The sequence below is a fragment of the Notoacmeibacter sp. MSK16QG-6 genome, from assembly GCF_024158145.1.
Taxonomy (GTDB): domain Bacteria; phylum Pseudomonadota; class Alphaproteobacteria; order Rhizobiales; family Rhizobiaceae; genus Notoacmeibacter.
The window spans coordinates 526,432-548,679 of record NZ_JAMYXM010000002.1 but is presented as its reverse complement, the minus strand read 5'-3'; the positions used below and the strand labels follow the sequence as shown (position 1 = coordinate 548,679).

Here is a 22,248-nt window from a genome sequence, read left to right as displayed (position 1 = left end):
AGGGACGATGGCTCAGATCACACTCAAGAATATCGCCCACTCCTACATGGACGCACCATCGGATGAAGCCGATTATGCGCTGAAAGAGGTCGATCATGTTTGGCGCGATGGCGAAGCCTATGCGCTGCTTGGACCATCCGGCTGCGGCAAGACGACGCTTCTGAACATCGTATCCGGCCTTCTGCGGCCTTCGCATGGCCGCGTCCTGTTCGACGGCGAGGACGTAACAGACATGCCGACCGCCGAGCGCAACATCGCGCAGGTGTTCCAGTTCCCGGTTGTCTACGATACGATGACGGTTCGCGAGAATCTCGCATTTCCCCTGAAGAACCGTGGCATGGATGCCGGTATCATCACCGAGCGCGTTCAGCGCGTCGCGGCCATGATCGGCATGGAAAACGAGCTGAACCGCAAGGCGCGCGGTCTGACGGCGGATGCCAAGCAGAAAATCAGTCTTGGCCGCGGCATGGTGCGCGACGATGTCAATGCGCTGCTCTTCGATGAGCCGCTGACGGTGATCGACCCGCATATGAAGTGGGAACTACGAACGCAGCTGAAGCATCTGCACGACCAGTTCGGCCACACCATGATCTATGTGACGCACGACCAGACGGAAGCGCTCACCTTCGCCGATCATGTGGTCGTGATGCATGATGGGCGAGTGGTACAGATCGGCACGCCGGAAGAGCTGTTCGAGCGGCCGGCGCATACGTTTGTCGGCTATTTCATCGGTTCGCCAGGCATGAATCTCCTGCCGGCTGAGGTCAAAGGCGACAGAGCTGTCATAGACAGCCACGAAGTGCCGCTTGGGAGCGGATATGACGATCTGTCCGGCAAGGTCGAAATTGGCATCCGGCCGGAATTCGTACGTCTGACAGAGAGTGCGAACGGCCTGCCGGCGACCATCGAGCGCGTCGAAGATGTCGGTCGTCACCGGCTTGTCCGCACCAAAGTGCTGGGTCGGCCGGTCAATATCATTGCCGATGAGGGCGGCGCCCTGCCGTCGGAGAACGCCCGGATCGCCTTCGATCCCAGCCGCGTCAATGTTTATGCCAATGACTGGCGCGTCGAGGGGAGGGCGGCCTGATGGAAAAAACCGTCAATCACAAAGCCTGGTTCCTCGTCCTGCCTGTTCTGGTGCTGGTGGCATTCTCCGCCGTGATCCCGTTGATGACGGTGGTGAACTATTCAGTGCAGGATACGTTCGGCAACAATGTCTTCTTCTGGGCGGGACTCGAATGGTTCGAGCAGATGCTGCATTCGAATCGCATGTGGAATGCGCTCGGACGGCAGCTTGTCTTTTCGGCGATCATTCTGGCCATCGAGGTACCACTCGGCATTTTCGTCGCGCTTAATATGCCGAAGCGCGGTTTCTGGGCGTCGGTCTGTCTCGTGCTGATGAGCCTGCCGCTCCTCATACCGTGGAACGTTGTCGGCACGATCTGGCAGATCTTCGCGCGCGTCGATATCGGCCTTCTCGGCTACACGCTCCGCGCACTCGGCGTAAACTACAATTACACGCAGGATTTCTTCGCCGCCTGGACCACCGTCATCGTCATGGATGTCTGGCACTGGACGAGTCTCGTGGCGCTTCTCGCCTATGCTGGCCTCCAGTCGATCCCGGACGCGTATTATCAAGCGGCCAAGATCGACCAGGCAAGCCGCTGGGCGGTCTTCCGCTATATCGAGCTGCCGAAGATGGCGGGCGTGTTGATGATCGCGATCCTGCTGCGTTTCATGGACAGCTTCATGATCTACACCGAACCCTTCGTCGTGACCGGCGGCGGGCCTGGCAACGCCACCACCTTCCTGTCGATCGACCTCGTGAAGATGGCGCTCGGTCAGTTCGACCTCGGTCCGGCGGCAGCCTTCTCGATCATGTACTTCCTGGTGATCCTGGTGATTTCCTACGTCTTCTACACCGTGATGACCAACCTCGATAAAAGGGATGGCGCGGCATGAGCGGCACCACCATGAAATCGACCGTTTCCGCGCCCGGCGCCGCCTCGCTCCCCGGTGACGTCACATCTGAACGAACCAACGCGAACGCAAGGCTCCAGAGCCGTTTCCGTCCGACCGGCTCGGCTGTGGTGATGGGGCTCTACCTGCTGTTCCTGCTGCTACCGATCTACTGGCTGCTCAATATGAGCCTGAAGACCAATCAGGAAATCCTTTCGACCTTCAGCCTGATTCCGCTGCGACCCACACTCGACAACTACCTGACGATCCTGACCGATCCGTCCTGGTATATGGGTTACGTCAATTCGCTGATTTATGTGGTCCTGAACACGGTAATCTCCATCCTCGTGGCGTTACCGGCGGCCTATGCCTTCTCGCGCTATCAGTTCATGGGCGACAAGCATCTGTTCTTCTGGCTTCTGACCAACCGCATGGCGCCGCCGGCGGTTTTCGCGCTGCCCTTTTTCCAGCTCTATTCGTCGGTCGGTCTTTTCGACACGCATATCGCGGTAGCCTTGGCGCACTGTCTCTTCAACGTGCCGCTGGCGGTCTGGATTCTGGAAGGCTTCATGCGGGGTGTCCCGCGAGAGATCGACGAGACGGCCTATATCGATGGCTACTCCTTCCCGCGCTTCTTCGTAAAGATTTTCATGCCGTTGATTGCGAGCGGCATCGGCGTGGCAGCCTTCTTCTGCTTCATGTTCTCATGGGTGGAACTGCTGCTGAGCCGCACACTCACATCCGTCGATGCCAAGCCGATCGCCGCGACCATGACCCGGACGGTTTCCGCCTCCGGCCTCGACTGGGGCGTTCTGGCGGCCGCCGGCATTCTGACCATCGTGCCGGGCGCGCTCGTGATCTGGTTCGTCCGCAATTACATCGCCAAGGGCTTCGCCCTCGGGCGCGTCTAGGCAGAAGGAGAACAAGACCATGCAATGGATGGCCTGGACACTGCCGACGGCAATCTTCTTTGCCTCGATTGCGACGGTGCTCATCATTTTCACCGTGCTCGCGATCCGCTTTCCTGAAACGCCGCGCCATGGCGTTCTAGGAATGGAGACGACGCGCGGCGACCGCCTGTTCATCGCGCTTCTTGCTGCCGCTTTCTTGAACCTCGCCTGGCTCGGCCTGACCGATCTCAGCCAATGGTGGGGATTACTCATAAGCCTCGTCGTCGCCATTCCGATCTTTCGGTGGGTATAGCGGCGATGAGCTAACCGGATCGGCGCTCACCCCCACAAATCAGGGCGCCCGATGGACTTGAACTTCAACCTGGGAGGAAAGAATGAAGAACGCATTCAAAACGACCACGGCACTGGCCTTTTTGGCCGGCGCAATGGCTAGCCCGGCCTTTGCCGGCATGGAGGAAGCCACTCAGTTTCTCGATAGCGAAATCGGCGATGTCTCCACGCTTTCGCGTGAAGAGCAGGAAGCCGAGATGCAGTGGTTCGTCGATGCCGCTGCTCCAATGTCCGGCATGGAAATCAAGGTCGTTTCTGAAACGATCACGACGCATGAATATGAGAGCCAGGTGCTTGCTCCGGCTTTCACTGCCATCACCGGCATTCAGGTCACGCACGATCTGATCGGCGAAGGCGATGTGGTGGAAAAGCTGCAGACGCAGATGCAGTCCGGTCAGAACATCTATGACGGCTACGTCAACGATTCCGATCTGATCGGTACGCATTGGCGCTATCAGCAGGTTCGCAATTTAACGGACTGGATGGCCGGTGAAGGCAAGGACGTGACAAGCCCGACCCTCGATCTCGAGGATTTCATCGGCACCGAGTTCACCACCGGCCCGGACGACAAGCTTTATCAGTTGCCGGACCAGCAGTTCGCGAACCTTTACTGGTTCCGCTACGACTGGTTCAACGACGAAAAGACCAAGGCCGATTTCCAGGAAAAATACGGCTATGAGCTGGGCGTGCCGGTCAACTGGAGCGCTTACGAGGATATCGCCGAGTTCTTCACCGGGCGCGATATGAGCTATATCGAGGGCGAGCCGTCTTCGGGCGTTTATGGCAACATGGATTACGGTAAGAAGGACCCGTCGCTCGGCTGGCGCTACACCGATGCGTGGATGTCGATGGCCGGCATGGGCGACAAGGGCGAGCCGAACGGTCTACCCGTTGACGAATGGGGTATCCGCGTCAACGAAAACAGCCAGCCTGTCGGCTCGTGCACGGCGCGTGGCGGCGCTACAAACTCGCCAGCGGCCGTCTATGCGGTCAACAAGGCTGTCGAGTGGCTGCAGAAGTACTCGCCGCCTTCCGCTGCGGGCATGACCTTCTCGGAGGCTGGCCCGATCCCGGCGCAGGGCAATATCGCCCAGCAGATGTTCTGGTACACCGCATTCACCGCCGACATGGTCGGTGACGGTGCAGCCGCCGTGCTGAACGAGGATGGTACGCCGAAATGGCGCATGGCTCCGTCGCCACACGGCGCTTACTGGGAAGATGGCATGAAGATCGGCTATCAGGACGCCGGTTCCTGGACGCTGATGGAATCGACGCCTGTCGATCGGGCCAAGGCCGCATGGCTCTACGCCCAGTTCGTTACGTCGAAGACCGTCGATCTGAAGAAGTCGATGGTCGGCCTTACCTTCATCCGCGAGAGCACCATCCAGTCGGAGCAGTTCACCGAGCGCGCGCCGAAGCTGGGCGGTCTCGTCGAGTTCTACCGCTCGCCCGACCGTGTGCGCTGGAGCCCGACCGGTACCAACGTGCCGGACTACCCGAAGCTCGCTCAGCTCTGGTGGCAGAATATCGGCGATGCGATGAGCGGCGCGAAAAGCGCGCAGGAAGCGCTCGACAGCCTCTGCCAGCAGCAGGAGCAGGTGCTTGAGCGTCTGGAACGCGCCGGCGTTCAGGGCGACCTCGGTCCGAAGATGAACGAAGAGAAGGATCCGAGCGAGTGGCTGAACCAGGACGGCGCACCCAAGGCCAAGCTGGATAATGAGGATCCGGAGCCAGAGACCATCGCCTATGACGATCTGGTCAAGCGCTGGTCGTCCGATCAGTCGGCAACATCTTCCGATGCCGGTGCTTCCGACAGCGAAATGAGCTCGGATGCTGAAAAGCCGATGGACGATGCTTCCATGGAAAAGAAGGATGAAAGCCAGCCGGCGCAGTAAGCCAAATGGCTGAAACAAAACGAAGAAGGCGGCCCCAGCGGTCGCCTTTTTCATGAAAGACCCTATGCTGCCTATTCAGACGGGAGGAGTTTGCGGCCATGACCTATATTCTCGCCATCGATCAGGGAACCACGTCGAGCCGGGCGATCCTGTTCGATGAGAAGATGACGCCGGTGGCGACTGCGCAGGAGGAGTTTCCCCAGCACTTTCCGCAAAGCGGTTGGGTCGAACACGATCCGGACGATATCTGGACCACCGTGGCCGGAACGTGTCGGCAGGTTATGGAACGAGCCGGCGCACAGGCCAGTGACATTGCCGCGATCGGTATTACCAATCAGCGCGAGACCACGCTGGTCTGGGACAAAAATACCGGCAAGGCCATCCACAATGCCATCGTCTGGCAGGACCGGCGGACGGCGCAGACCTGTCGCAAATTGCGTGAGGCTGGCCACGAGGAGATTGTCACCGAGAAGACCGGCCTGCTTCTCGACCCCTATTTTTCTGGCACGAAGCTCGCCTGGATACTGGATCAGACAGACGGCGCTCGCGAACGTGCACGGGCCGGTGAGCTGCTTTTCGGCACTGTCGACAGTTTTCTGATCTGGAAGCTGACCGGTGGCCGTTCTCATGTGACGGACGCCACCAATGCGGCGCGTACGCTGCTTTACGACATTCGCAACGGGCGGTGGAGCAGTACGATTTGCGATCTGCTCGATATTCCCATGCAGATGCTACCGGAGGTACGCGATTGCGCAGGTGAGTTCGGCTCGGCGCGGAGCGATCTCTTCGGCGGCGACATACCCATTCTCGGTGTTGCCGGCGACCAACAGGCGGCGACCGTCGGACAGGCCTGTTTCTCGCCCGGTATGTTGAAATCTACCTATGGAACGGGCTGCTTCGCTCTCATGAATACCGGCGATACGCCGGTGACATCGCAGAACCGGCTTCTGACCACCATCGCCTATCAGCTCGACGGCAAGCCGACATATGCGTTAGAGGGCTCCATCTTCATCGCGGGTGCCGTCGTGCAATGGCTCCGCGACGGACTCAAGATGATCCGCGACGCCGAGGAGACGCAGCTGCTGGCGGAAGCCGCCGATGCGTCGCAGGGCGTGATTCTGGTGCCGGCCTTCACCGGTCTTGGCGCGCCCTATTGGGATGCCGAATGCCGCGGAGCCGTCTTCGGTCTGACGCGCAATACCGGGCCGAACGAACTGGCGCGCGCTGCGCTGGAGAGCGTGGGTTATCAAACCCGCGACCTTATGGAAGCGATGCGCGCCGACTGGCGGCAGTCGGTCGGCGGTCTCGATGCAGAGGACGAAGCGGTTCTTCGCGTCGATGGCGGAATGAGCGCATCGGATTGGACGATGCAGTTTCTGGCCGACATTCTGGGCGCGGCGGTCGACCGCCCGAAGGTGCTGGAGACAACGGCGCAGGGTGCGGCCTGGTTGGCTGGCATGGCGGCGGATTTTTATCCCTCGCAGGACGAGTTTGCCAAAAGCTGGTCGCTGGAACGCCGTTTCGAGCCGCAGATGGGCGAGGAAGAGCGCGAACGGCGCTATAAAAAATGGCAGAACGCGGTGGCCGGCACCATTCGCTTTACGGGCGGTTCGCCGGAGTCTTAGATTTTCGTGGCCGAACCAACTCGCTAGTCATCCGGAGGGCTTCTTCCACGTTCGAAGCCGCTGGCACATCGGGCAGGGCAGGACGCGTCAGCATATGAACAGGCAAGCCGAGTTTGCGCGCGGCTAAGAGTTTGGCATAGGCCGCCGTACCGCCACTGTTCTTGCACATGATCGCATCGATTCGCTCCTGTTCAAGCAGTTCGCGCTCGGCCACCAAAGTGAAGGGGCCGCGGTCAAGGATCGTCTTATGCTTCGGAGGCAGAAGCACCGGCTCGACCGGATCGACCGAACGGATCACGTAAATATGCTGTGGCGCTGTCGCTAACGGCGCGATCTCCTTGCGACCGAGTGCGACGAACAGTCGCTTGGGGTCGGGGCCGATGGCTTCGAGTGCTGCTTCCAGATTTCCCGCATAATGCCATAGATCAGCCGCCTCCGGCTGCCAGGCCGGTCGCCGAAGAGCAAGGAGCGGCGTTTGAGATTTCAGCGCCGCGGCCGCAGCGTTGCGAGAGATGTTCGCCGCGTAAGGATGCGTCGCGTCAATCAACAAATCGATCTTTTTCGCACGCAGATACTCCGCCAGCCCTTCCGCGCCGCCAAAGCCTCCAATGCGGGTCGGCACGCCCTGATCGCGCGGGGATAGCGTCACGCCGGCGAGGCTGAGAGTCACGTTTGCATCCTGTTCGGCGAGCACGCTCGCCAGCTTGCGCGCGTCTGCCGTGCCGCCAAGAATCAGGATGCTCCGACCCGCTAGCGAAATCATTGATCGGTCGCCAGTGGCGGAATGCGCCCACGAATGATCTGCCGGTAGCGCGAAGGCCGGCCATCCCACGGCAGGAGACCGTCGACGCTTTGGGAGAGGGATGAAGCGCCCCAGAGCAGTGTATCGATGTCCGTTTCTGCCAGATTGCCGAGAAGGTAGGTCCACGCGCCCGGCGCTGCGATTGCGCCGGACGGGCCGTGATCGCAAGCCGCCATGCAATCGACCATTTGAACCTGAACGCCGGATTCGGATGCGCACTCCGCCCATTGCTCGATGGTGGCGCCATTCTCTTGCCAGCAGAGACGGCAGAGCATCAGCGTGCCTTGAGCGTCGGACGTCTTGGAATGATCGTTCGGCATAAGGGTGCCCATCTGAGATTATGTTTGGCGCTGGCTGTGGAGGCTAGACGACAAGTGACAGTGTCAGAGCCGCGACGATGGCGATCAAGAGAATATCGGCATTCCGATAAAGCCGCAGGGCTCGGTCAATATCCTCTGCGGTGGCATTGCGACGTCCTTTTTTGTTCATTATCGCCGCATCGACAGTCTTGCCATCATAAACGCGCGGACCGGCCAGCGCGATGCCGAGTGCGCCGCCCATTGCCGCTTCCGGCCAACCGGCATTGGGCGAGGTATGATGGCGGGCATCAGCGATGATCGCCCGCCACGCGCCTCGTGTATCGGCACCCTTCGTGAATGCGGCAGCCACCAGGATCAGCAGCGCGGATAGGCGACTGGCGGGCAAATTCAGCAGGTCGTCGAGACGCGCCACAGCTTTCCCATACGCCTCATACCTTTTGTTGCGATGGCCGACCATACTGTCCGCCGTGTTGATGGCTTTATAGACGAGACCGCCGGGCAAGCCGCCTACGACCAGACAAAAGGCCGGCGCGACCACCCCGTCGGAGAAGTTCTCGGCGAGACTTTCCACTGCCGCACGGCTGATCTCGCTTTCGCTGAGTTGCGCCGTATCGCGCCCGACGATCTTCGAAAGGGCCAGGCGAGCACCGTCAAGATCGCTTCTATTGTCTTTGAGCGAGTCACGCACCGCCGCGACGTGGTCGTGAAGGCTGCGCTGCGCCAGAAGGCTTGAGGCGAAAAGGCCGAGTATGAGAACGGTCGGAAGAGGCGGCAGACCATCGCCGGCAAGCCGGTGAAGGATGACACCGGCAGCCAGTGAAGTCACGATCAGCGAGATGGTCAGGATACATCCGAAGCCAATGCGGGTCTCGCGCGACAGGCTCGGCCTGTTCCAACGGCGGTCCAACTTATCGATCAGCCGACCGATCCATGTCACCGGATGGCCGATGGCATTGAAAAGCCGGCTCGGATAGCCGAATGCGGCTTCGATCAGCAAAGCAGCGAGGGCGAGAGCGGCAAACAGGGTGTGGTGCCTCCTGCAGTTAGCCGCCGCTTTCGGAAACGCCGGCCTCGGCAAAGGTCGCCATGCCGTTATGCGTTTCGACTGCCGCTCTCAGGATCAGAATGGCGACAGCTGCGCCCGAGGCTTCGCCAAGTCGCATACCTAGATCGAGCAGGGGAGTCTGCCCGAACCGCGCCACCAATCGCCGATGGGCCTGTTCGGCGGATTGATGAGCGAAGACGGCGTGATCGAGACCATGCGGGTTCATGGCGAAAAGCGGAGCCACGGCCGCCGTCGAGACGTAGCCGTCAACAACGAGAGCGATACCTTTGATGCGGCAGGCCAGTGCCGCACCAAACATGGCCGCCAGTTCGCGACCACCGAAGGCGCGCAAAGCGCCAAGCGATGAATGAAGGAGATCGCGATTGGCTTCATAGCCCTCGTTCAGCACGTCGATCTTTCGCTGCAGCCCGGCATCGTCGACGCCCGTACCGCGTCCGGCCCAGTCCTCCGCGGAGCCTTCGAAAAGACCGTAGGCGACACCTGCCGCTGCGGTCGTGTTGCCGATGCCCATTTCACCGACACAAATCAGATCGGCATTCTGCGGCACTGCGTTATAGCCGGCGTTGACGGCCTCCAGGAACTGCTCTTCGGAAAGAGATGGGCCTTGCGTGAAATCCGTTGCAGGCTCGTCGAGTTTTAGCGCGATGACTTTCAATTCCGAGCCTGCAACACGGCAGAGCTGATTGATGGCCGCACCGCCGTGTTCGAAATTGGCGACCATTTGAGTGGTCACATCGGCCGGAAAAAGGGAGACGCCGCGTGCGGCGACGCCGTGATTGCCAGCAAAGACGAGGGTCACAACTTTGTCCAGCCGTGGCTTCGCATTGCCTTGCCAGCCAGACAGCCAGATAGCGAGTTCTTCCAGCCGCCCCAGGCTGCCAGCCGGTTTGGTCAGCTGAGCCTGACGTTCGGCAGCCTGAGACGCTGAAATCTTATCGGCCTCAGGGAGATTGCGCACCGCTTCGGCAATATCATCGAGATTTTCGAACATGGTTTTCCTGTGGGGCTAGGTGAGTAGAGTTGCACAGAGAACGAGGACCGCAATCTCGCCGATCTGTTCCAGCGTGCCGCAGACATCGCCGGTTTGGCCGCCGATCTGCCAGCGCGCCAGCGCGGTCATACCGCCATAGACAAAGGCAAGAGCTATCAGAGCAACGATGAGTGGAATGAGGCCAAGCGGCAGTAGCGCCAGGAAACCTATGGAAAGAGCAGTGATCACTGCCGCTTTCGAGGGATGGCCGATTTGACAGGCGACACCCTCTCCACGCGCATTTGGAAGACGATGCAGCATGGCGGGCATAAGGGCGCGCGCCGCGCCATGCGCTGCGACGAGAGACAGTGCGGCAACGGTCGGATCGGTCAGCGCGGCGATGAGGGTTGCGCGGAGCAGGAACGACGCGATCATCGCCAAAACGCCGTAAGCGCCTAGACGACTGTCCTTCATGATCGCCAACTTTCGCTCGCGGTCTGGCCCGCCCCCGAAGCCGTCGGCGACATCCGCAAGGCCGTCCTCGTGCAGCGCGCCCGTCAGCAATAGCCCGGCTACGATCACCAAAACCCCTCGGGGCAGATCGGCTATGTCTATGGCGTCAAACAGGGCGTTGCACATGCCAAGTAGCAGGCCGATGACGATACCGGCCAGCGGCGCGGCCCATTGCGTGTTCGAGAATTCTGTGGCGCGATCCGGCGAAACCAGTCGCCAACTTGGAATGCGTGTGTAGAATCCGATGGCCGCCAGCGCTTCATCGGTGGAGCGTTCAAGCTGCGTCGCCAGGCCTCCAGCCGTTTCCTTCCACGGTGTGCCGGTCATGCTGGCTCCCGCGCAATAGCGTGAAAGAAGGTGCCGGTTACATTGCCGCGCCGTCCGCCAGACGTGCCGCGATCATTGCCGACACCATCTTCAAGACGCGCAAGCGGTTCATCACGACCCGGATCGGTTACGCGCGCATAATGAAATTCGTGGCCGCGCACCACCGTCCCGGCGGAGCCGATCGGGCAGTCAGCGCTCAGCGTGGCACGGCGATAGCCAAGATTCATCTTTCGCTTCGCATAACTGGTTTGATGCGAAAGAAGGCCGAGCACTTCATGGGTGACGCCATCGGCATCCTCCAGCGCCTGACCCAGAACCATGAAGCCGCCGCATTCTCCATGAACCGGCTTCGATTTCGCGAAGGTGCGAATGCCGGTTAGAAAGTTGTGAGCTGAGGCCAGTCGACCGGCATGGAGTTCAGGATAACCGCCTGGCAGCCAGCAAAGATCGCAGTCACTCGACGGCGTTTCGTCGGCAAGCGGAGAAAAAAACGAGATTTCGGCTCCGGCATTTCGCCATTGGCGTAAGAGATGCGGGTAGATGAACGAGAAAGCGTCGTCCTGCGCCATGGCGATGCGTTGGGCCGGAGGCGGAAGGGCAAGAGCGCTCCCTTCGATAATCGCCCTGGTTTCAAGAGGCGCTGCGGCGCCCCATATCGCGTCAAGATCGAGAGCGACTTCCATTGTATCGGCCATCGCCTCGATAAAAGCTTCGAGCGCGGCATGTTCGCGTGCTTGCACCAGACCGAGATGTCGCTCTGGCATCGCGGCAACAGCGTCACGACGCACCGTACCGAAGACGGATAGGCTGGCTTTTGCCATCGCTGCCGATATCTGCTGTTCATGGCGGTCCGACGCGATCCGATTCAGTGCGACGCCTGCGACCCGGACCTCCGGATCGAAGGAGGCGAACCCGTGGGCGACAGCGGCGGCGCTTCGGGACTGACCGGAGCAGTCCAGCACAAGCAGCACTGGAATGCCGAACCGTCGTGCGAGATCGGAAGCCGCGCCGGAACGGCCTTCGCCGCCTTCAATCCCATCGAATAGCCCCATGGCGCTTTCGACGATCAGAAGATCGGTGTCATCGATATGGTCTGCCAGCATCGCCGCCAGAAGCGCCGGCTCCATGGCCCAGCTATCCAGATTGACGCCGGGCGCGCCGGTGGCCGCAGCGTGGAAGCCGGGATCGATGTAGTCAGGTCCGCTCTTGGCTCCGCGAACGCGTAGTCCTCTGCGCGCGAACGCCCTGAGCAACCCTGTCGTCACCGATGTCTTGCCGGAGCCCGAGCGTGGTGCGCCGACGATGATGGCGCGGGGCACACTCATGCGAACTCGGCTGCCATTTCACGCAATTTCTCGCCGACCGGTACGACACGGCCGATATAGACGAGCGCTGGTGAGCGGAGACCTTCGCTTTTCACCTTTTCGGCAACCTCTTCGAGTGTCGAGATAAGAATGCGCTCGTTCGGCCGAGTGGCGTTCTGCACGACTGCTACTGGCATGGCGCGGTCCATGCCGCCTTTTCGGAGGCGCGCGGCGATTTCGGCCAGATAGGTCAAGCCCATATAGATGACGATGGGCTGATCGAGCCGTGCGAGAGCCGCGTAGTCGAGTTCGGTGACGCCATCCTTGTCATGACCGGTCATCAAGACAAGAGCATTGTTCACCCCGCGCATGGTGATCGGCGTAACGGTTGATGCTGCTGCTCCGATAGCCGCTGTCACGCCTGAGAGAACACGAAACGGCACACCGGCCTTGTGCAGGGCAACCGCTTCTTCACCTCCGCGCGCGAAGATGAAGGGATCGCCGCCCTTCAGACGCAGAACGCGAAGGTTCCGGCGCGCCAATTCGACGATGCGGCGGTTGATCTCGTCCTGGCTGGCGGAAGGCTGGCCGCCGCGCTTTCCCATATAAACGCGTTCGGCGTCCGGTCTCGCATAGTCGAGAAGATCGGGGTCGACCAACGCGTCATAAACGATGATATCGGCCTCCATCACGGCCGCCAGAACCCCGATTGTGAGCATTTCCATGGAGCCGGGGCCAGCGCCAGCCAGCCAGACGTGACCCGGCTCAAAGGCCGGGCGCTTGTCGCGCAATCGGTTGAGGGCGTTGTCGATCATTGGCGGTCCAGTTCGGGGCGGCCGCGAAAACGTCGCTGATAGGCCGCATCATAAAGTGCGCTTTCGCGATGATTTTCGCTGCCAAGCGCGTGTCCGACAAGGATGATGGCCGTCCGTTCGACAGGATCTGCGGCAAAACGATGCTCAATATCGGCTAGAGTGCCGTTTATGATTTTCTCTTCCGGTCGGCTCGCGTGAGCGACGATCCGCACAGGGCAGTCCGCGCCATAGAAGGGCGCCAGGCGGGCGACGATCTCGGACAGGGCGTGAATGGCCAGATGAATGGCCAGCATCGCGCCACTTTCAGCGAAGTTCTCCAGCGTTTCACCGGATGGCATCGGCGAAGCGCGGCCATTTATGCGGGTGAGGATCAGGCTCTGCGATTCGCCCGGCACGGTCAGTTCCTGGCCGAGAGAAGCGGCAGCGGCGGCGATAGCCGGGACGCCCGGCACCATCTCGTAAGCGATGCCAAGCCGTCTCAGGCGGCGGATTTGTTCGTTCACTGCGCTCCACATGGCTAGATCGCCTGAGTGAAGACGGGCAACATCCTTTCCGGCTTTATAGGCTTCGACGAAAGCTGCCTCGATTTCATCGAGGCTCATCGGCGCGCTGTCGATGATCGTCGCGTTTTTTGGGCACCATTCGAGCATGTCTTTCGGCACGATGGAGCCGGCATAGAGACAGACAGGACAGCGTTCGATCAGCGTTTTTCCACGCAGCGTGATCAGATCGGGAGCGCCCGGGCCAGCGCCTATGAAATAGACTGTCATAGCGGGCTCATTTCGGTTTCCACGTGGTTTGACTGAGGTCGCTCAACCGGAGAAAAACAGGCGAGCGCACAGGTCGCGTGGCCATGAATAACTCGCGGGACAAGGAGCTTCCGGTAAGCGCTGGAGTCGTTGGACAGCACGGCCGATAAAGCCGTGCTTTCGGCGACGGATGACAGGCCGGTGTGCTTTTCGGACACGCTTGACGATGTCAGGCACAGTTTATCGAACATGGCCGCGCGGGATGGGCTGACAGGCACGACCGCAATTTTCATGCAGTCTGCAAACCGGCGGAAGGCCTCCGTCTCCGCCTTCGCCTCCAATGTGGCGATGGCTGATACATCGTTTCTTGCCAAGCCGGCCAAATGCAAGGCTTCTTCCAATGCACCCAGCAGATCGGTCATGGGGGCCTGTCTGTTGAACCCGAAACCCGCGGCGATCATTGAGAATCCGCCTTTCTATAGCGCCATTGCGTGACCGGCATGGCGCTCCGCCAACCCCGCATGGCGCCGATGGGCGCGACGTGCGAAATCTGAATGCGCGTCAGACTGCCGCCAAGCCTGTCCTGAAGGCCGACGAATAAAGCTTCTGTCTCGAGCGTCACGGCATTGGCAACGAGCCGTCCATGCGATGGAAGCAGGTCGAGGGCAGCATCCATAACGCCGTGATCGCTCGCGCCACCGCCGACAAATACCGCATCGGGCGCTGTCAGGCCGGAAAGCGCTTCCGGGGCTTTGCCCTGAACCACTTCGAGGTCCGGCACGCCGAGGCTAATTGCATTTTCTGTAATACGAGCGGCTCGGTCCTCATTTGCCTCAATGGCGATGGCGTGGTTGCGCGGGTGCGCGAGCATCCATTCGATGGCGATGGAGCCGCTTCCGGCGCCGATGTCGAGCAGGGTTTCTCCAGGGCGCGGCGCCAGAGCCGAAAGCGTGATTGCCCGAATGTCACATTTAGTGATCTGGCCATCATGATCGAAATAGTCGTCTGGCAATCCAGGAGCGAGCGGAATGAGAGGAGACGATGGTTCGGCGTCAATCGAAAGTGCCACGACGTTCAGCGGATCGAAGCGGTCGCCGCTTTGCGCAAGGGCACTCGCCGAATGCTCGCTGATTTTCTCCCGCTCGCCGCCAAGCGCTTCCATCACGACAATTCGGCTTTCCCCCATGCCGAGGTCCGTTACGAAGCGGGCAATTTGGGCTGGAGATTCGCCATTCGATGTCAGAAGAAGCAGCCGGGCCTTGTGCTGAAGGTGGCGGCGAAGTTTTGCAATGGGCTCACCATGCAGCGACAGCGTCTCGACTTCCTGCAATGCCCAACCCATTCGGGCGGCCGCCAATGAAAATGCTGACGGATGGGCGATGATCCGCATCGCCGCCGGCTCTATTACGCGCGCTAGCGTTACGCCGACACCGAAATGGAGTGGGTCGCCCGATGCGAGCACGCAGGTCGGTTCTCCAGCGCAGGCGCGAACGGCTTCCATTGTCGTATCGAACGGCGAAGGCCAAGGACGGCGGTCGCCCTCAATCAGCTCACTGGCGAGCGCCAGATGGCGGGTTCCGCCAAAAATGTACTTTGCGCATCTGATCGCTTCATGCGCAGCCGGGGATAGACCACTGACCCCGTCTTCGCCGATACCCACCACTGTCAGCCAGGGTCGTTCGCTCATGGCGCCGCATCCACATTTGGCAGACCGGTCTCCTCAGGCCAGTAGCGCGGAGTATAAACAAGAGGCTCGCGCCCGTGACGCTCCACGACTTTCGTCATGGCCGAACCAATGATCACGCAAGTGGCCATGTCGGCCTTTTCGCCATTCGCTTTCGACAGCGCTACTGTCTCGATACGCTGGTCTGGCCGCCCCGCTGCACGTCCGAAAATGACAGGGGTATCCTTGGGCAGATGAAGGCGTGCAATATCGAATGCTGCATCGAGCTGCCATGGCCGAGAGCGGCTGATTGGATTGTACAGCGCCATCGCCATGCCGGTTTGCGTGCACGCCACGATCCTCTTTTCAATAATCGAGAACGGCTTGAGATTGTCCGACAGATTGATGGCGCAGAAATCATGACCGAGCGGAGCGCCGACTGCGGCAGCGACAGCTAGCATGGCCGTGACACCGGGAATGACGACCAATTCAACCTTTCGGTAAGCGTCCGGCCCATTTTCGATTGCCTCACAAACCGCGGCGGCCATCGCGAAGACGCCCGGATCGCCACCCGAGACGATCGCGACGGTATCGCCATCCACCGCCAGATCGAGCGCCGCGCGCGCGCGCTCCAATTCCTGGCGATTATCGGAGCCGTGGACGATCTGGTCAGGACGTGGCGAGAGCCGTTCAATATAGGGAAAGTAGCCGAAGAGATGTGATGCCCGCGCGGCTTCCTCATGGGCCTGCCGCGTCATCATCGCGTCCGATCCGGGACCGAGGCCTATGACCGCTATACGACCGCTCACGGGATCAACTCATCAATATGGGTCGCTCGTGCCAGTGCCTCATGGCTGACCTGTCCGCTTCTTTCAGCCCAGCCGGGCACCAGAACCAGCGAAAAGTACGGCGCTTCATCATCTAGCTTTTGACTGAGTGGAATATAATGGCCTTCCGCCATGGTGCCGCGCTCGACATAGACAGCCTGATCAAGGCGTCCGGCTTTAATCAGAGCATTGCGGACTTTAGGTAGGTTGCGGCCAATTTTCATAATGATAGCCGCTTCCGTTTGGGACAGTCGGCTTGCCAGTTGTTCTTCATCCAGCGTACCTGGCAGGACCGTCAGCATGTCGTCGCCCTGGACGATGGGTAAGCCGGCAAGGCTCCAGCAGCCGCTCATTGCTGTTATGCCGGGCACCACCTCGGTTGGAAAATGCCGGGCGAGCCGCACATGAAGATGCATGTAAGAGCCATAAAAGAGCGGATCACCCTCCGATAACACCACCACCATCTTCCCCGCAGACAGATGCTCGGCGAGTTGCTCGGCCATCTTGTCGTAAAATGCGCTTATAGCCTTTCTGTAGGCGTCGCCATGGCGGTGGCTTTCGGTCGTCACCGGATAAAGAAGCGGGATTTCGATCATATCGGCACGGCGATAGGTTTCGACGATCCGCAATGCGTTGGATGTGTTTCCGGCCTTTGCGAAATAGGCGATGACATCCGCTTCGCCCAATAGACGAGCGGCCTTGATCGTCAGGAGATCGGGATCGCCTGGCCCTGTGCCGACACCATAGAGTTGTCCTATCCCCGCGCCGTTCCGATGATGAGGTTTCGCCATGGTCAGATTCCGCTCCGAGCCAGTGCATTGAGCGCGGCGGCCGTCATCGCGCTGCCCCCCATGCGGCCACGAATAATCGCGAATGGGACGCCTCTCGGATTTCGCGCTAGTTCCTCCTTCGATTCCGCGGCGCCGACAAAACCGACCGGCATCCCAAGGATCGCTGCCGGCTTTGGCGCACCCCCATCGATCATCTTCAAAAGATGGAAAAGTGCGGTCGGCGCATTGCCGATGGCGACGACGGCTCCGTCCAGCCGATCTCGCCAAAGTTCGATCGCGGCGGCCGAACGTGTGTTGCCGATCTTTTCCGCAAGATCAGGCACACGATCATCGCGCAAGGTGCAGATCACCTCATTGTCGGCAGGCAGCCGCGTACGGGTTACGCCCCTAGCCACCATCTCGGCATCGCAGAGGATCGGTGCGCCCCGTCTCAACGCATCGCTGGCCGCTTCGCAGACGCCGGGTCCGAAGACGAAATGCTGCGCCGCCTCGACCAGCCCGGAGGCGTGGATCATCCGCACCGCAACATCGGCCTCGGCCTCGGTGAAGCGCGAAAGATCGGCCTCGGCGCGGATGATGGCGAAGCTTTTCTCATAGATGGCCGTGCCATTGCGGATGTGATCGTCGAGTGTCGCGGGGGCGTTCATGATTGCCCTCTCTTGGAGTTTGTCAGGCTAGCGGCAAGCCGTATCGTGTCGCGGGCCGAGGTGTATCGGGCAATCGGATTTCCTGCGGGATCGAGGCAATCGACACCTTCGGCCATACCGACAATATGAAGGGCCGCACGGGCCGGCTTGGCGCATTGTTTCGAACAGCCGGAAAGGTGGATCGGGCGGTCACGGTCGGGCGAAATCCCCCGCGCAACTAACGTCTCGGCCAGCCCGTGGGTATCGAAATGCGCCGATGCGCAGGCGGGATGGCCCACGCAACAGGCGATTACGCGGCGCGGATCGTCAGGGCGAGTAATGAATGGTTTCGTAGCAAAATGGCGGAGCAGCTTTCCGGCCTCGTCTTTTGAAAGGCCCCCGATGATTATCAGGCGGCCCGGCGCGGTATGAAAGCGAAGGCGGTCTGATCGATCTGGCTTTGCGATAGTGAGTGCCGCGTCGGTCAACGATTGCAGATCGTCAGCGGCCATGAGACCAAAGGCGGGACTGACGATTGCGAAGCTCGATGCATCGACATCCACAGCGCCTACATCGAAAACCCGCTCGCGTCTGACGGGGAAGTGTGTTCCACTGGCACCCGCCGGCAGCAGAGATGGCGAAACGCATGAGAGCGCATTGCGCGCCCGCGCCACTGGTAAGTCGTGGCCGCGCTTCTTTGGCCCCATCGTTGCGATGAGCGCAGCCAGAGCGGCAACGGAAACCGCTGACTCTTCTTCCGTTACCTCGCCGAGAAACTTTCCGGTCGCCTCCGTACCGCCAAGCAGAACGGCCCATCGGTAAGGCGCGGTTCGGCGGAGGCGAATATCTGCTTTCAAACCAGAGTAATCAACCGGCCCGCCGGCATCGATGACAATGGAAAATTTCGGTGCGAGATGCGCTTTTAGTTTCGTTTTTTCGGCTTCGTGTTCGATACGTGCGGCGATTCGCATCGCGGCGCTGCCAGTTTCGTCATCCTCAGGTAGGGGACTGGCTTCGATGGTGAGGTCAAAGCGGAACTGATCGATAACGGGCGCGATCTCATCGGTAAAATGGCGGACGCTTTGTTTCGTCAGACCACGAATTTGCAGATTTCCGCGTCGGGAGACCTCCAGCCGTCCGTTGCCATGACGGCTTGCCAGTTCGCAGATCGTTTTAACAGTCGCCGCTTTCAGGCCGCTCCGGGCCGGCGCAAGTCGAATCAGCAGCCCGTCGCCGGTTTCCATCGGTCGGTCGAGCGATGGACAGGCGCCGCGCCGGCTAGGTGGTGCAGGCCGTTGATTGATGCGACCGTTCAGGTCAGATGTCTTTGTTGCAGGCAAGGCGCTCATTCGGCGGCCTCGCGGATATCTGATTTATCTAGCATATCGTTGGTCTGGGCGAGCAATTCTGCAAGCAGCGCCTGCGTGCTGTTGCGGCGCGGCTGCCAGAGCCGGCGACGGATTGCATCGTTCAGTCGGCGGACAATTGCGCGTGCCGCTGCTGGGTTTTCGCGCAGGAGGAAATCGCGAACCGTCTGGTCATGAAGATAGGCGTCGCACACTGCCTCGATCAGATCGGGGTCTATCGCTTCGGTCGTCTCGGCAAAAGCGATGAGCCGGTCGACAGTCTCGGCGAAGTCGGATGCGCCTCGCGGACCATGACGCATTTGACCGTCGATATAGTCTCTGTGAGTGGCGCGCGCCCGAACGATGCGAGCGACCGCGTGAGCAACATCGCGGGCCTTTGGACGGTCAGGGTCAGTGGTATCGAGGCAGATCAAATCGACTGCTTTACCGAGCGCGGCGGCGGCGGCGGCGAAACCGCCGATATGGGCCGCGTCTGCATTGCCTTCGAGAAGGTCGCGGCCTTTGTCATCGCCGGTATGGATGAGAAGATCGGCGCTCGCGACACGCTGGCGGAAGGCATCCGAGGCGGGACTGGCATCACCCGCAGCATCGAAGCTGAACGCGGTCGCCGCGAGATAGGCTTCGCCAACGGCCTCTCGCTCGTCCCAATCGCTCTTCTGCAGCATATCCTCGACGCCCGCGCCATAGGTGCCGGGCGCGGTGCCGAAAACGCGCGTTGGCGTCTGGTCAGCGGTGGCACTTGCGCGAAGCGGATTTTCCGTTTCGTCCTCATCGCGCTCGGCGACGGCGCGGATCGCTTCGTGCAGCAGTTCGATCTGTGCGGCAAACATATCACGAAAGAGGCCGGAGATCCGAAACGTCACATCGACACGCGGGCGACCGAGCAGCGCAATCGGCAAAACATCGATCGCCGTGATGCGGCCCGATGCATGGTCCCAGACAGGGCGGCAACCCATCAGCCAAAGGCCATGCGCCAGTTCTTCGCCCCCCGTGCGCAGCGATGCGGACGCCCATAAATCCATGACGAGGCTCCTCGGCCAGTCGCCATGTTTCTGAAGATGGAAACGCAGTACTTCTTCGGCGGCGACTCTGCCCATTTCGAAGGCGGTTGGTGTCGGCATGGTGCGCGGATCGATGACTGTCAGATTGCGCCCCGTCGGCAGAACGTCCAGCCGACCGCGATCCGGCGAACCGGAGGGGCCGGGCGGAACGAAGCGGCCGTCCAGTGCGTCGATGAGCCGCGCTTGTTCGGTGGCGGCGGCGTTTTGTCGCGCATCCGACGCATCGACTTCGGCGCGGCCATAGATGTGCTGGCCGTCCTTGACGGCCATCTCCTTCAGGTCGCAGAGCCAGGCGTCGATAGACAGAAGCCGTTCGTCGGGATCGTCATCGGAACCGATAGCGGCCACGCGGTCGAAGCCCGTGATTTCGGCTTTCTCCAAGACCAGATCGCGCAGGCGTTCGCGGCGGCGCGGGTCCATGCCGTCGGCCTGGACGAACTCATCGACAAGCCGCTCCAGTTCGGCCTGGTCGTCGGTCAGTCCAGCTGTTTTAAGCGGCGGGGGCAGATGGCCGAGCGTGACAGCGCCGATGCGGCGTTTCGCCTGCGCCGCTTCGCCGGGATTGGAAACTATGAAGGGATAGACAACCGGCACCTGACCGGTAACGATTTCCGGGAAGCATGTCTTGGACAGCGCGACTGCCTTGCCGGGCAACCACTCCAGCGTACCATGAGCGCCGAGATGAAGGATTGCATCGGCGGCGATTGTCTCGCGCATCCAGTGCCCGAAAGCGAGGAGATCGTGCGTCGGCGGCAGAGCCGGGTCATGATAGTCGGCGCGTCGTTCGGAAGCGCGGCCCCGGTCCGGTGCAAAGCACACGGTGATGTTGCCAAATTGGGTGTGACGCAGATGAAGGTCGGTTCCGTCCGGTTCGCCCCACGCGCCGATCACGGCCCGCCGCGCTTGCTCTGGCAGACCGCCGAAGGCCTCTTTCCAATCGCCGGCGTTCTGCGCGAAATGGACGTCTCGAAGCTGGCCCAAAAGGTCGCGGGGCTCGGCGGGGATGTCGCCGACCGTATAACCGGCCTCCGCCAGATCGTTCAGAATAGCGATGGTGGACGTGAAGACATCCAGGCCGACCGCATAGCCTTCACGTCCTTCGGCTCCCGGATAGTCTGGCAGTATCAAGACGATCCGCCGTTCGGCGCGCGGCTTTTTCTGAAGCGCGATCAGGCGTCGCGCCCGCTCGGTTAGGGCGGCAATGCGGCTTGGCTCGGACGTGTTCTGCTGCAGTGCCATCTGAACCGATGGATCGGGTTCGTTGAGCGCCTTGAAGGCGATGGCTTCGCCCATGATCCGGCCGTCCAGTTCCGGCAGAACGCAGTGCATCGCCATGTCGGTGGCGCCGAAACCGCGATCGCCTCCCGCCCAGGCCTCACGGCGGGTTGTGGCGATGGCGGCTTGTACGACGGGAACATTCAGCCGTTCGAACAGCGGCGTCGAGCGGTCGCCAACGTCTTCGGCGATACGGCTGTCGAACGAAGCGGCAAAGCCGGTCGTCGTGATCAGAAGCGCGGGCTGTGTGTTCGCCACCAATTCTTCCAGAAAGCGCGCCACTTCCTCATCTTTCAAAGATGGGACGAAGACCGGCAATGGTGCAACGCCATTATCGGCCAACGCCTTGGCGAGGTCGGTAACTGGATTTGCGTCGTCAGCAAGCAAAAGCGAGCGGTAGAAAAGGATCGGCACACATGGAGCGGCACTTTCAAATTCCGCCAAAACTTTACCGGCTGTCGCGGCGGTTCCGATCTGGGGTAACCAGAAGCCCATCCGGGGCAGGGGTTCGGCTTCGGCAAAGGAGGCGACGCCATTTTTCGTATCGGCGAATGCCGCCATCGCCCGTCGCAGCCGATCCATATTGTCCGGCCCGCCTTGTCGAAAAAAGGCGAGCAGGTTTTCGAGCTGATTTGCCGAAAGCGTCGAGAGGGCCGCCAGCTTGTCGTCGCGCTCGCTGCATTCGCCGGGCAGAAGCGCCAGCGCGATGTCGTTCTGCCTCGCGGTCTCCGCTAAACGATCGCAGCCATAGGGCCATGCCTCGTAACCGCCGAGAATGCGCACGACGATGACCGTTGCTTTTGCCGCGACGGCGTCGATCCATAGATCGACGCTCATCGGGTGTCGCAGATCGCGCAGGCTGGCGAGGCGAAGACCAAGGCCATCCGGCAGCGCCTCGCCCGCGCGGCGGTGGGCGGCGGCAATACCGCGCAGATCGGAATCGGAGAAGGATAGCAATACCATCTCGGCTGCATCCTGACCGAGATCGAGCGGTTCGATCGATCCGTCCAGAGAAGCGGTTGAGATAGATGGGATATGCATGGCGCGCGTTC

At 60.9% G+C, this 22,248-nt stretch carries 21 protein-coding genes; 6 read left to right on the top strand and 15 right to left on the bottom strand.

What is annotated here, in order from left to right:
- The first annotated feature begins 7 nt into the window (after positions 1 to 7).
- From NIM86_RS10325 to glpK, 6 genes are all read left to right on the top strand, one after another.
- Positions 8 to 1,087, top strand: coding sequence for an ABC transporter ATP-binding protein (locus NIM86_RS10325; RefSeq protein ID WP_253381730.1), 1,080 nt, complete (start codon positions 8 to 10; stop codon positions 1,085 to 1,087).
- Complete coding sequence (locus NIM86_RS10320) at positions 1,087 to 1,962, top strand: carbohydrate ABC transporter permease (RefSeq protein WP_253381728.1); 876 nt, start codon at positions 1,087 to 1,089, stop codon at positions 1,960 to 1,962. The genes NIM86_RS10325 and NIM86_RS10320 overlap by 1 nt, the downstream gene beginning before the upstream one ends.
- Positions 1,959 to 2,870 carry a carbohydrate ABC transporter permease gene (locus tag NIM86_RS10315; protein ID WP_371872876.1) on the top strand — a complete coding sequence of 304 codons (912 nt, stop codon included), beginning with the start codon at positions 1,959 to 1,961 and terminating at the stop codon, positions 2,868 to 2,870. The genes NIM86_RS10320 and NIM86_RS10315 overlap by 4 nt, the downstream gene beginning before the upstream one ends.
- Positions 2,871 to 2,889: 19 nt before the next feature.
- Positions 2,890 to 3,162 carry a DUF2160 domain-containing protein gene (locus NIM86_RS10310; protein WP_253381726.1) on the top strand — a complete coding sequence of 91 codons (273 nt, stop codon included), beginning with the start codon at positions 2,890 to 2,892 and terminating at the stop codon, positions 3,160 to 3,162.
- A gap of 82 nt (positions 3,163 to 3,244) precedes the next feature.
- Entirely contained in the window at positions 3,245 to 5,095 is a 1,851-nt protein-coding gene (locus NIM86_RS10305; RefSeq protein ID WP_253381723.1) for an ABC transporter substrate-binding protein, read from the top strand.
- A gap of 98 nt (positions 5,096 to 5,193) precedes the next feature.
- Positions 5,194 to 6,720 (top strand): glycerol kinase GlpK, encoded by a 1,527-nt coding sequence (glpK, locus tag NIM86_RS10300; RefSeq protein WP_253381721.1) that lies wholly within the window; start codon positions 5,194 to 5,196, stop codon positions 6,718 to 6,720.
- Here glpK and NIM86_RS10295 read toward each other — a convergent pair.
- From NIM86_RS10295 to cobN, 15 genes are read right to left on the bottom strand one after another with little or no spacing between them, the layout of a single operon-like run.
- Positions 6,695 to 7,483 (bottom strand): cobalt-precorrin-6A reductase, encoded by a 789-nt coding sequence (locus NIM86_RS10295; protein ID WP_253381719.1) that lies wholly within the window; start codon positions 7,481 to 7,483, stop codon positions 6,695 to 6,697. The two genes, glpK and NIM86_RS10295, sit on opposite strands and share 26 nt — an antisense overlap.
- The gene (locus tag NIM86_RS10290) at positions 7,480 to 7,842 is read right to left on the bottom strand and encodes a DUF1636 family protein (protein ID WP_253381717.1); all 363 of its coding nucleotides are present in this window, start codon (positions 7,840 to 7,842) and stop codon (positions 7,480 to 7,482) included. The genes NIM86_RS10295 and NIM86_RS10290 overlap by 4 nt, the downstream gene beginning before the upstream one ends.
- Positions 7,843 to 7,885: 43 nt before the next feature.
- Entirely contained in the window at positions 7,886 to 8,866 is a 981-nt protein-coding gene (cbiB, locus tag NIM86_RS10285; protein WP_253382022.1) for an adenosylcobinamide-phosphate synthase CbiB, read from the bottom strand.
- Between the two features lie 19 nt (positions 8,867 to 8,885).
- Positions 8,886 to 9,899, bottom strand: a complete 1,014-nt coding sequence (gene cobT / locus NIM86_RS10280; protein WP_253381715.1) for a nicotinate-nucleotide--dimethylbenzimidazole phosphoribosyltransferase — start codon at positions 9,897 to 9,899, stop codon at positions 8,886 to 8,888.
- A gap of 15 nt (positions 9,900 to 9,914) precedes the next feature.
- Entirely contained in the window at positions 9,915 to 10,718 is an 804-nt protein-coding gene (cobS, locus tag NIM86_RS10275; RefSeq protein WP_253381713.1) for an adenosylcobinamide-GDP ribazoletransferase, read from the bottom strand.
- Positions 10,715 to 12,043, bottom strand: coding sequence for a cobyrinate a,c-diamide synthase (locus tag NIM86_RS10270; protein ID WP_253381711.1), 1,329 nt, complete (start codon positions 12,041 to 12,043; stop codon positions 10,715 to 10,717). Before NIM86_RS10270 ends, cobS begins: the two co-directional genes overlap by 4 nt.
- Positions 12,040 to 12,837, bottom strand: a complete 798-nt coding sequence (gene cobA / locus NIM86_RS10265) for a uroporphyrinogen-III C-methyltransferase (protein ID WP_253381709.1) — start codon at positions 12,835 to 12,837, stop codon at positions 12,040 to 12,042. Before cobA ends, NIM86_RS10270 begins: the two co-directional genes overlap by 4 nt.
- On the bottom strand, positions 12,834 to 13,607 hold the full coding sequence (gene cobM / locus NIM86_RS10260; RefSeq protein ID WP_253381707.1) for a precorrin-4 C(11)-methyltransferase: 774 nt from the start codon (positions 13,605 to 13,607) through the stop codon (positions 12,834 to 12,836). The genes cobA and cobM overlap by 4 nt, the downstream gene beginning before the upstream one ends.
- Positions 13,604 to 14,047 (bottom strand): cobalamin biosynthesis protein, encoded by a 444-nt coding sequence (locus NIM86_RS10255; RefSeq protein ID WP_256478425.1) that lies wholly within the window; start codon positions 14,045 to 14,047, stop codon positions 13,604 to 13,606. The genes cobM and NIM86_RS10255 overlap by 4 nt, the downstream gene beginning before the upstream one ends.
- A complete protein-coding gene (cbiE, locus tag NIM86_RS10250; RefSeq protein ID WP_253381703.1) occupies positions 14,044 to 15,273 on the bottom strand; it encodes a precorrin-6y C5,15-methyltransferase (decarboxylating) subunit CbiE in 1,230 nt (409 codons plus the stop codon). Before cbiE ends, NIM86_RS10255 begins: the two co-directional genes overlap by 4 nt.
- Complete coding sequence (locus tag NIM86_RS10245) at positions 15,270 to 16,058, bottom strand: precorrin-3B C(17)-methyltransferase (RefSeq protein ID WP_253381701.1); 789 nt, start codon at positions 16,056 to 16,058, stop codon at positions 15,270 to 15,272. The genes cbiE and NIM86_RS10245 overlap by 4 nt, the downstream gene beginning before the upstream one ends.
- Positions 16,055 to 16,867 carry a precorrin-2 C(20)-methyltransferase gene (locus NIM86_RS10240; protein WP_253381699.1) on the bottom strand — a complete coding sequence of 271 codons (813 nt, stop codon included), beginning with the start codon at positions 16,865 to 16,867 and terminating at the stop codon, positions 16,055 to 16,057. The genes NIM86_RS10245 and NIM86_RS10240 overlap by 4 nt, the downstream gene beginning before the upstream one ends.
- 2 nt (positions 16,868 to 16,869) lie before the next feature.
- Positions 16,870 to 17,514, bottom strand: coding sequence for a precorrin-8X methylmutase (locus NIM86_RS10235; RefSeq protein ID WP_253381697.1), 645 nt, complete (start codon positions 17,512 to 17,514; stop codon positions 16,870 to 16,872).
- Positions 17,511 to 18,842, bottom strand: coding sequence for a hypothetical protein (locus NIM86_RS10230; RefSeq protein WP_253381695.1), 1,332 nt, complete (start codon positions 18,840 to 18,842; stop codon positions 17,511 to 17,513). Before NIM86_RS10230 ends, NIM86_RS10235 begins: the two co-directional genes overlap by 4 nt.
- Complete coding sequence (gene cobN, locus NIM86_RS10225) at positions 18,839 to 22,237, bottom strand: cobaltochelatase subunit CobN (RefSeq protein WP_253381694.1); 3,399 nt, start codon at positions 22,235 to 22,237, stop codon at positions 18,839 to 18,841. The genes NIM86_RS10230 and cobN overlap by 4 nt, the downstream gene beginning before the upstream one ends.
- Positions 22,238 to 22,248: the final 11 nt, after the last annotated feature.

What these genes read in the sequence shown, in the direction of transcription:
- NIM86_RS10325 (WP_253381730.1), top strand. Translation starts at nt 8, where the DNA reads ATGGCTCAGATCACACTCAAGAATATCGCCCACTCCTACATGGACGCA.
- NIM86_RS10320 (WP_253381728.1), top strand. Translation starts at nt 1,087, where the DNA reads ATGGAAAAAACCGTCAATCACAAAGCCTGGTTCCTCGTCCTGCCTGTT.
- NIM86_RS10315 (WP_371872876.1), top strand. Translation starts at nt 1,959, where the DNA reads ATGAGCGGCACCACCATGAAATCGACCGTTTCCGCGCCCGGCGCCGCC.
- NIM86_RS10310 (WP_253381726.1), top strand. Translation starts at nt 2,890, where the DNA reads ATGCAATGGATGGCCTGGACACTGCCGACGGCAATCTTCTTTGCCTCG.
- NIM86_RS10305 (WP_253381723.1), top strand. Translation starts at nt 3,245, where the DNA reads ATGAAGAACGCATTCAAAACGACCACGGCACTGGCCTTTTTGGCCGGC.
- glpK (WP_253381721.1), top strand. Translation starts at nt 5,194, where the DNA reads ATGACCTATATTCTCGCCATCGATCAGGGAACCACGTCGAGCCGGGCG.
- NIM86_RS10295 (WP_253381719.1), bottom strand. Translation starts at nt 7,483, where the DNA reads ATGATTTCGCTAGCGGGTCGGAGCATCCTGATTCTTGGCGGCACGGCA.
- NIM86_RS10290 (WP_253381717.1), bottom strand. Translation starts at nt 7,842, where the DNA reads ATGCCGAACGATCATTCCAAGACGTCCGACGCTCAAGGCACGCTGATG.
- cobT (WP_253381715.1), bottom strand. Translation starts at nt 9,899, where the DNA reads ATGTTCGAAAATCTCGATGATATTGCCGAAGCGGTGCGCAATCTCCCT.
- cobS (WP_253381713.1), bottom strand. Translation starts at nt 10,718, where the DNA reads ATGACCGGCACACCGTGGAAGGAAACGGCTGGAGGCCTGGCGACGCAG.
- NIM86_RS10270 (WP_253381711.1), bottom strand. Translation starts at nt 12,043, where the DNA reads ATGAGTGTGCCCCGCGCCATCATCGTCGGCGCACCACGCTCGGGCTCC.
- cobA (WP_253381709.1), bottom strand. Translation starts at nt 12,837, where the DNA reads ATGATCGACAACGCCCTCAACCGATTGCGCGACAAGCGCCCGGCCTTT.
- cobM (WP_253381707.1), bottom strand. Translation starts at nt 13,607, where the DNA reads ATGACAGTCTATTTCATAGGCGCTGGCCCGGGCGCTCCCGATCTGATC.
- NIM86_RS10255 (WP_256478425.1), bottom strand. Translation starts at nt 14,047, where the DNA reads ATGATCGCCGCGGGTTTCGGGTTCAACAGACAGGCCCCCATGACCGAT.
- cbiE (WP_253381703.1), bottom strand. Translation starts at nt 15,273, where the DNA reads ATGAGCGAACGACCCTGGCTGACAGTGGTGGGTATCGGCGAAGACGGG.
- NIM86_RS10240 (WP_253381699.1), bottom strand. Translation starts at nt 16,867, where the DNA reads ATGGCGAAACCTCATCATCGGAACGGCGCGGGGATAGGACAACTCTAT.
- NIM86_RS10235 (WP_253381697.1), bottom strand. Translation starts at nt 17,514, where the DNA reads ATGAACGCCCCCGCGACACTCGACGATCACATCCGCAATGGCACGGCC.
- NIM86_RS10230 (WP_253381695.1), bottom strand. Translation starts at nt 18,842, where the DNA reads ATGAGCGCCTTGCCTGCAACAAAGACATCTGACCTGAACGGTCGCATC.
- cobN (WP_253381694.1), bottom strand. Translation starts at nt 22,237, where the DNA reads ATGCATATCCCATCTATCTCAACCGCTTCTCTGGACGGATCGATCGAA.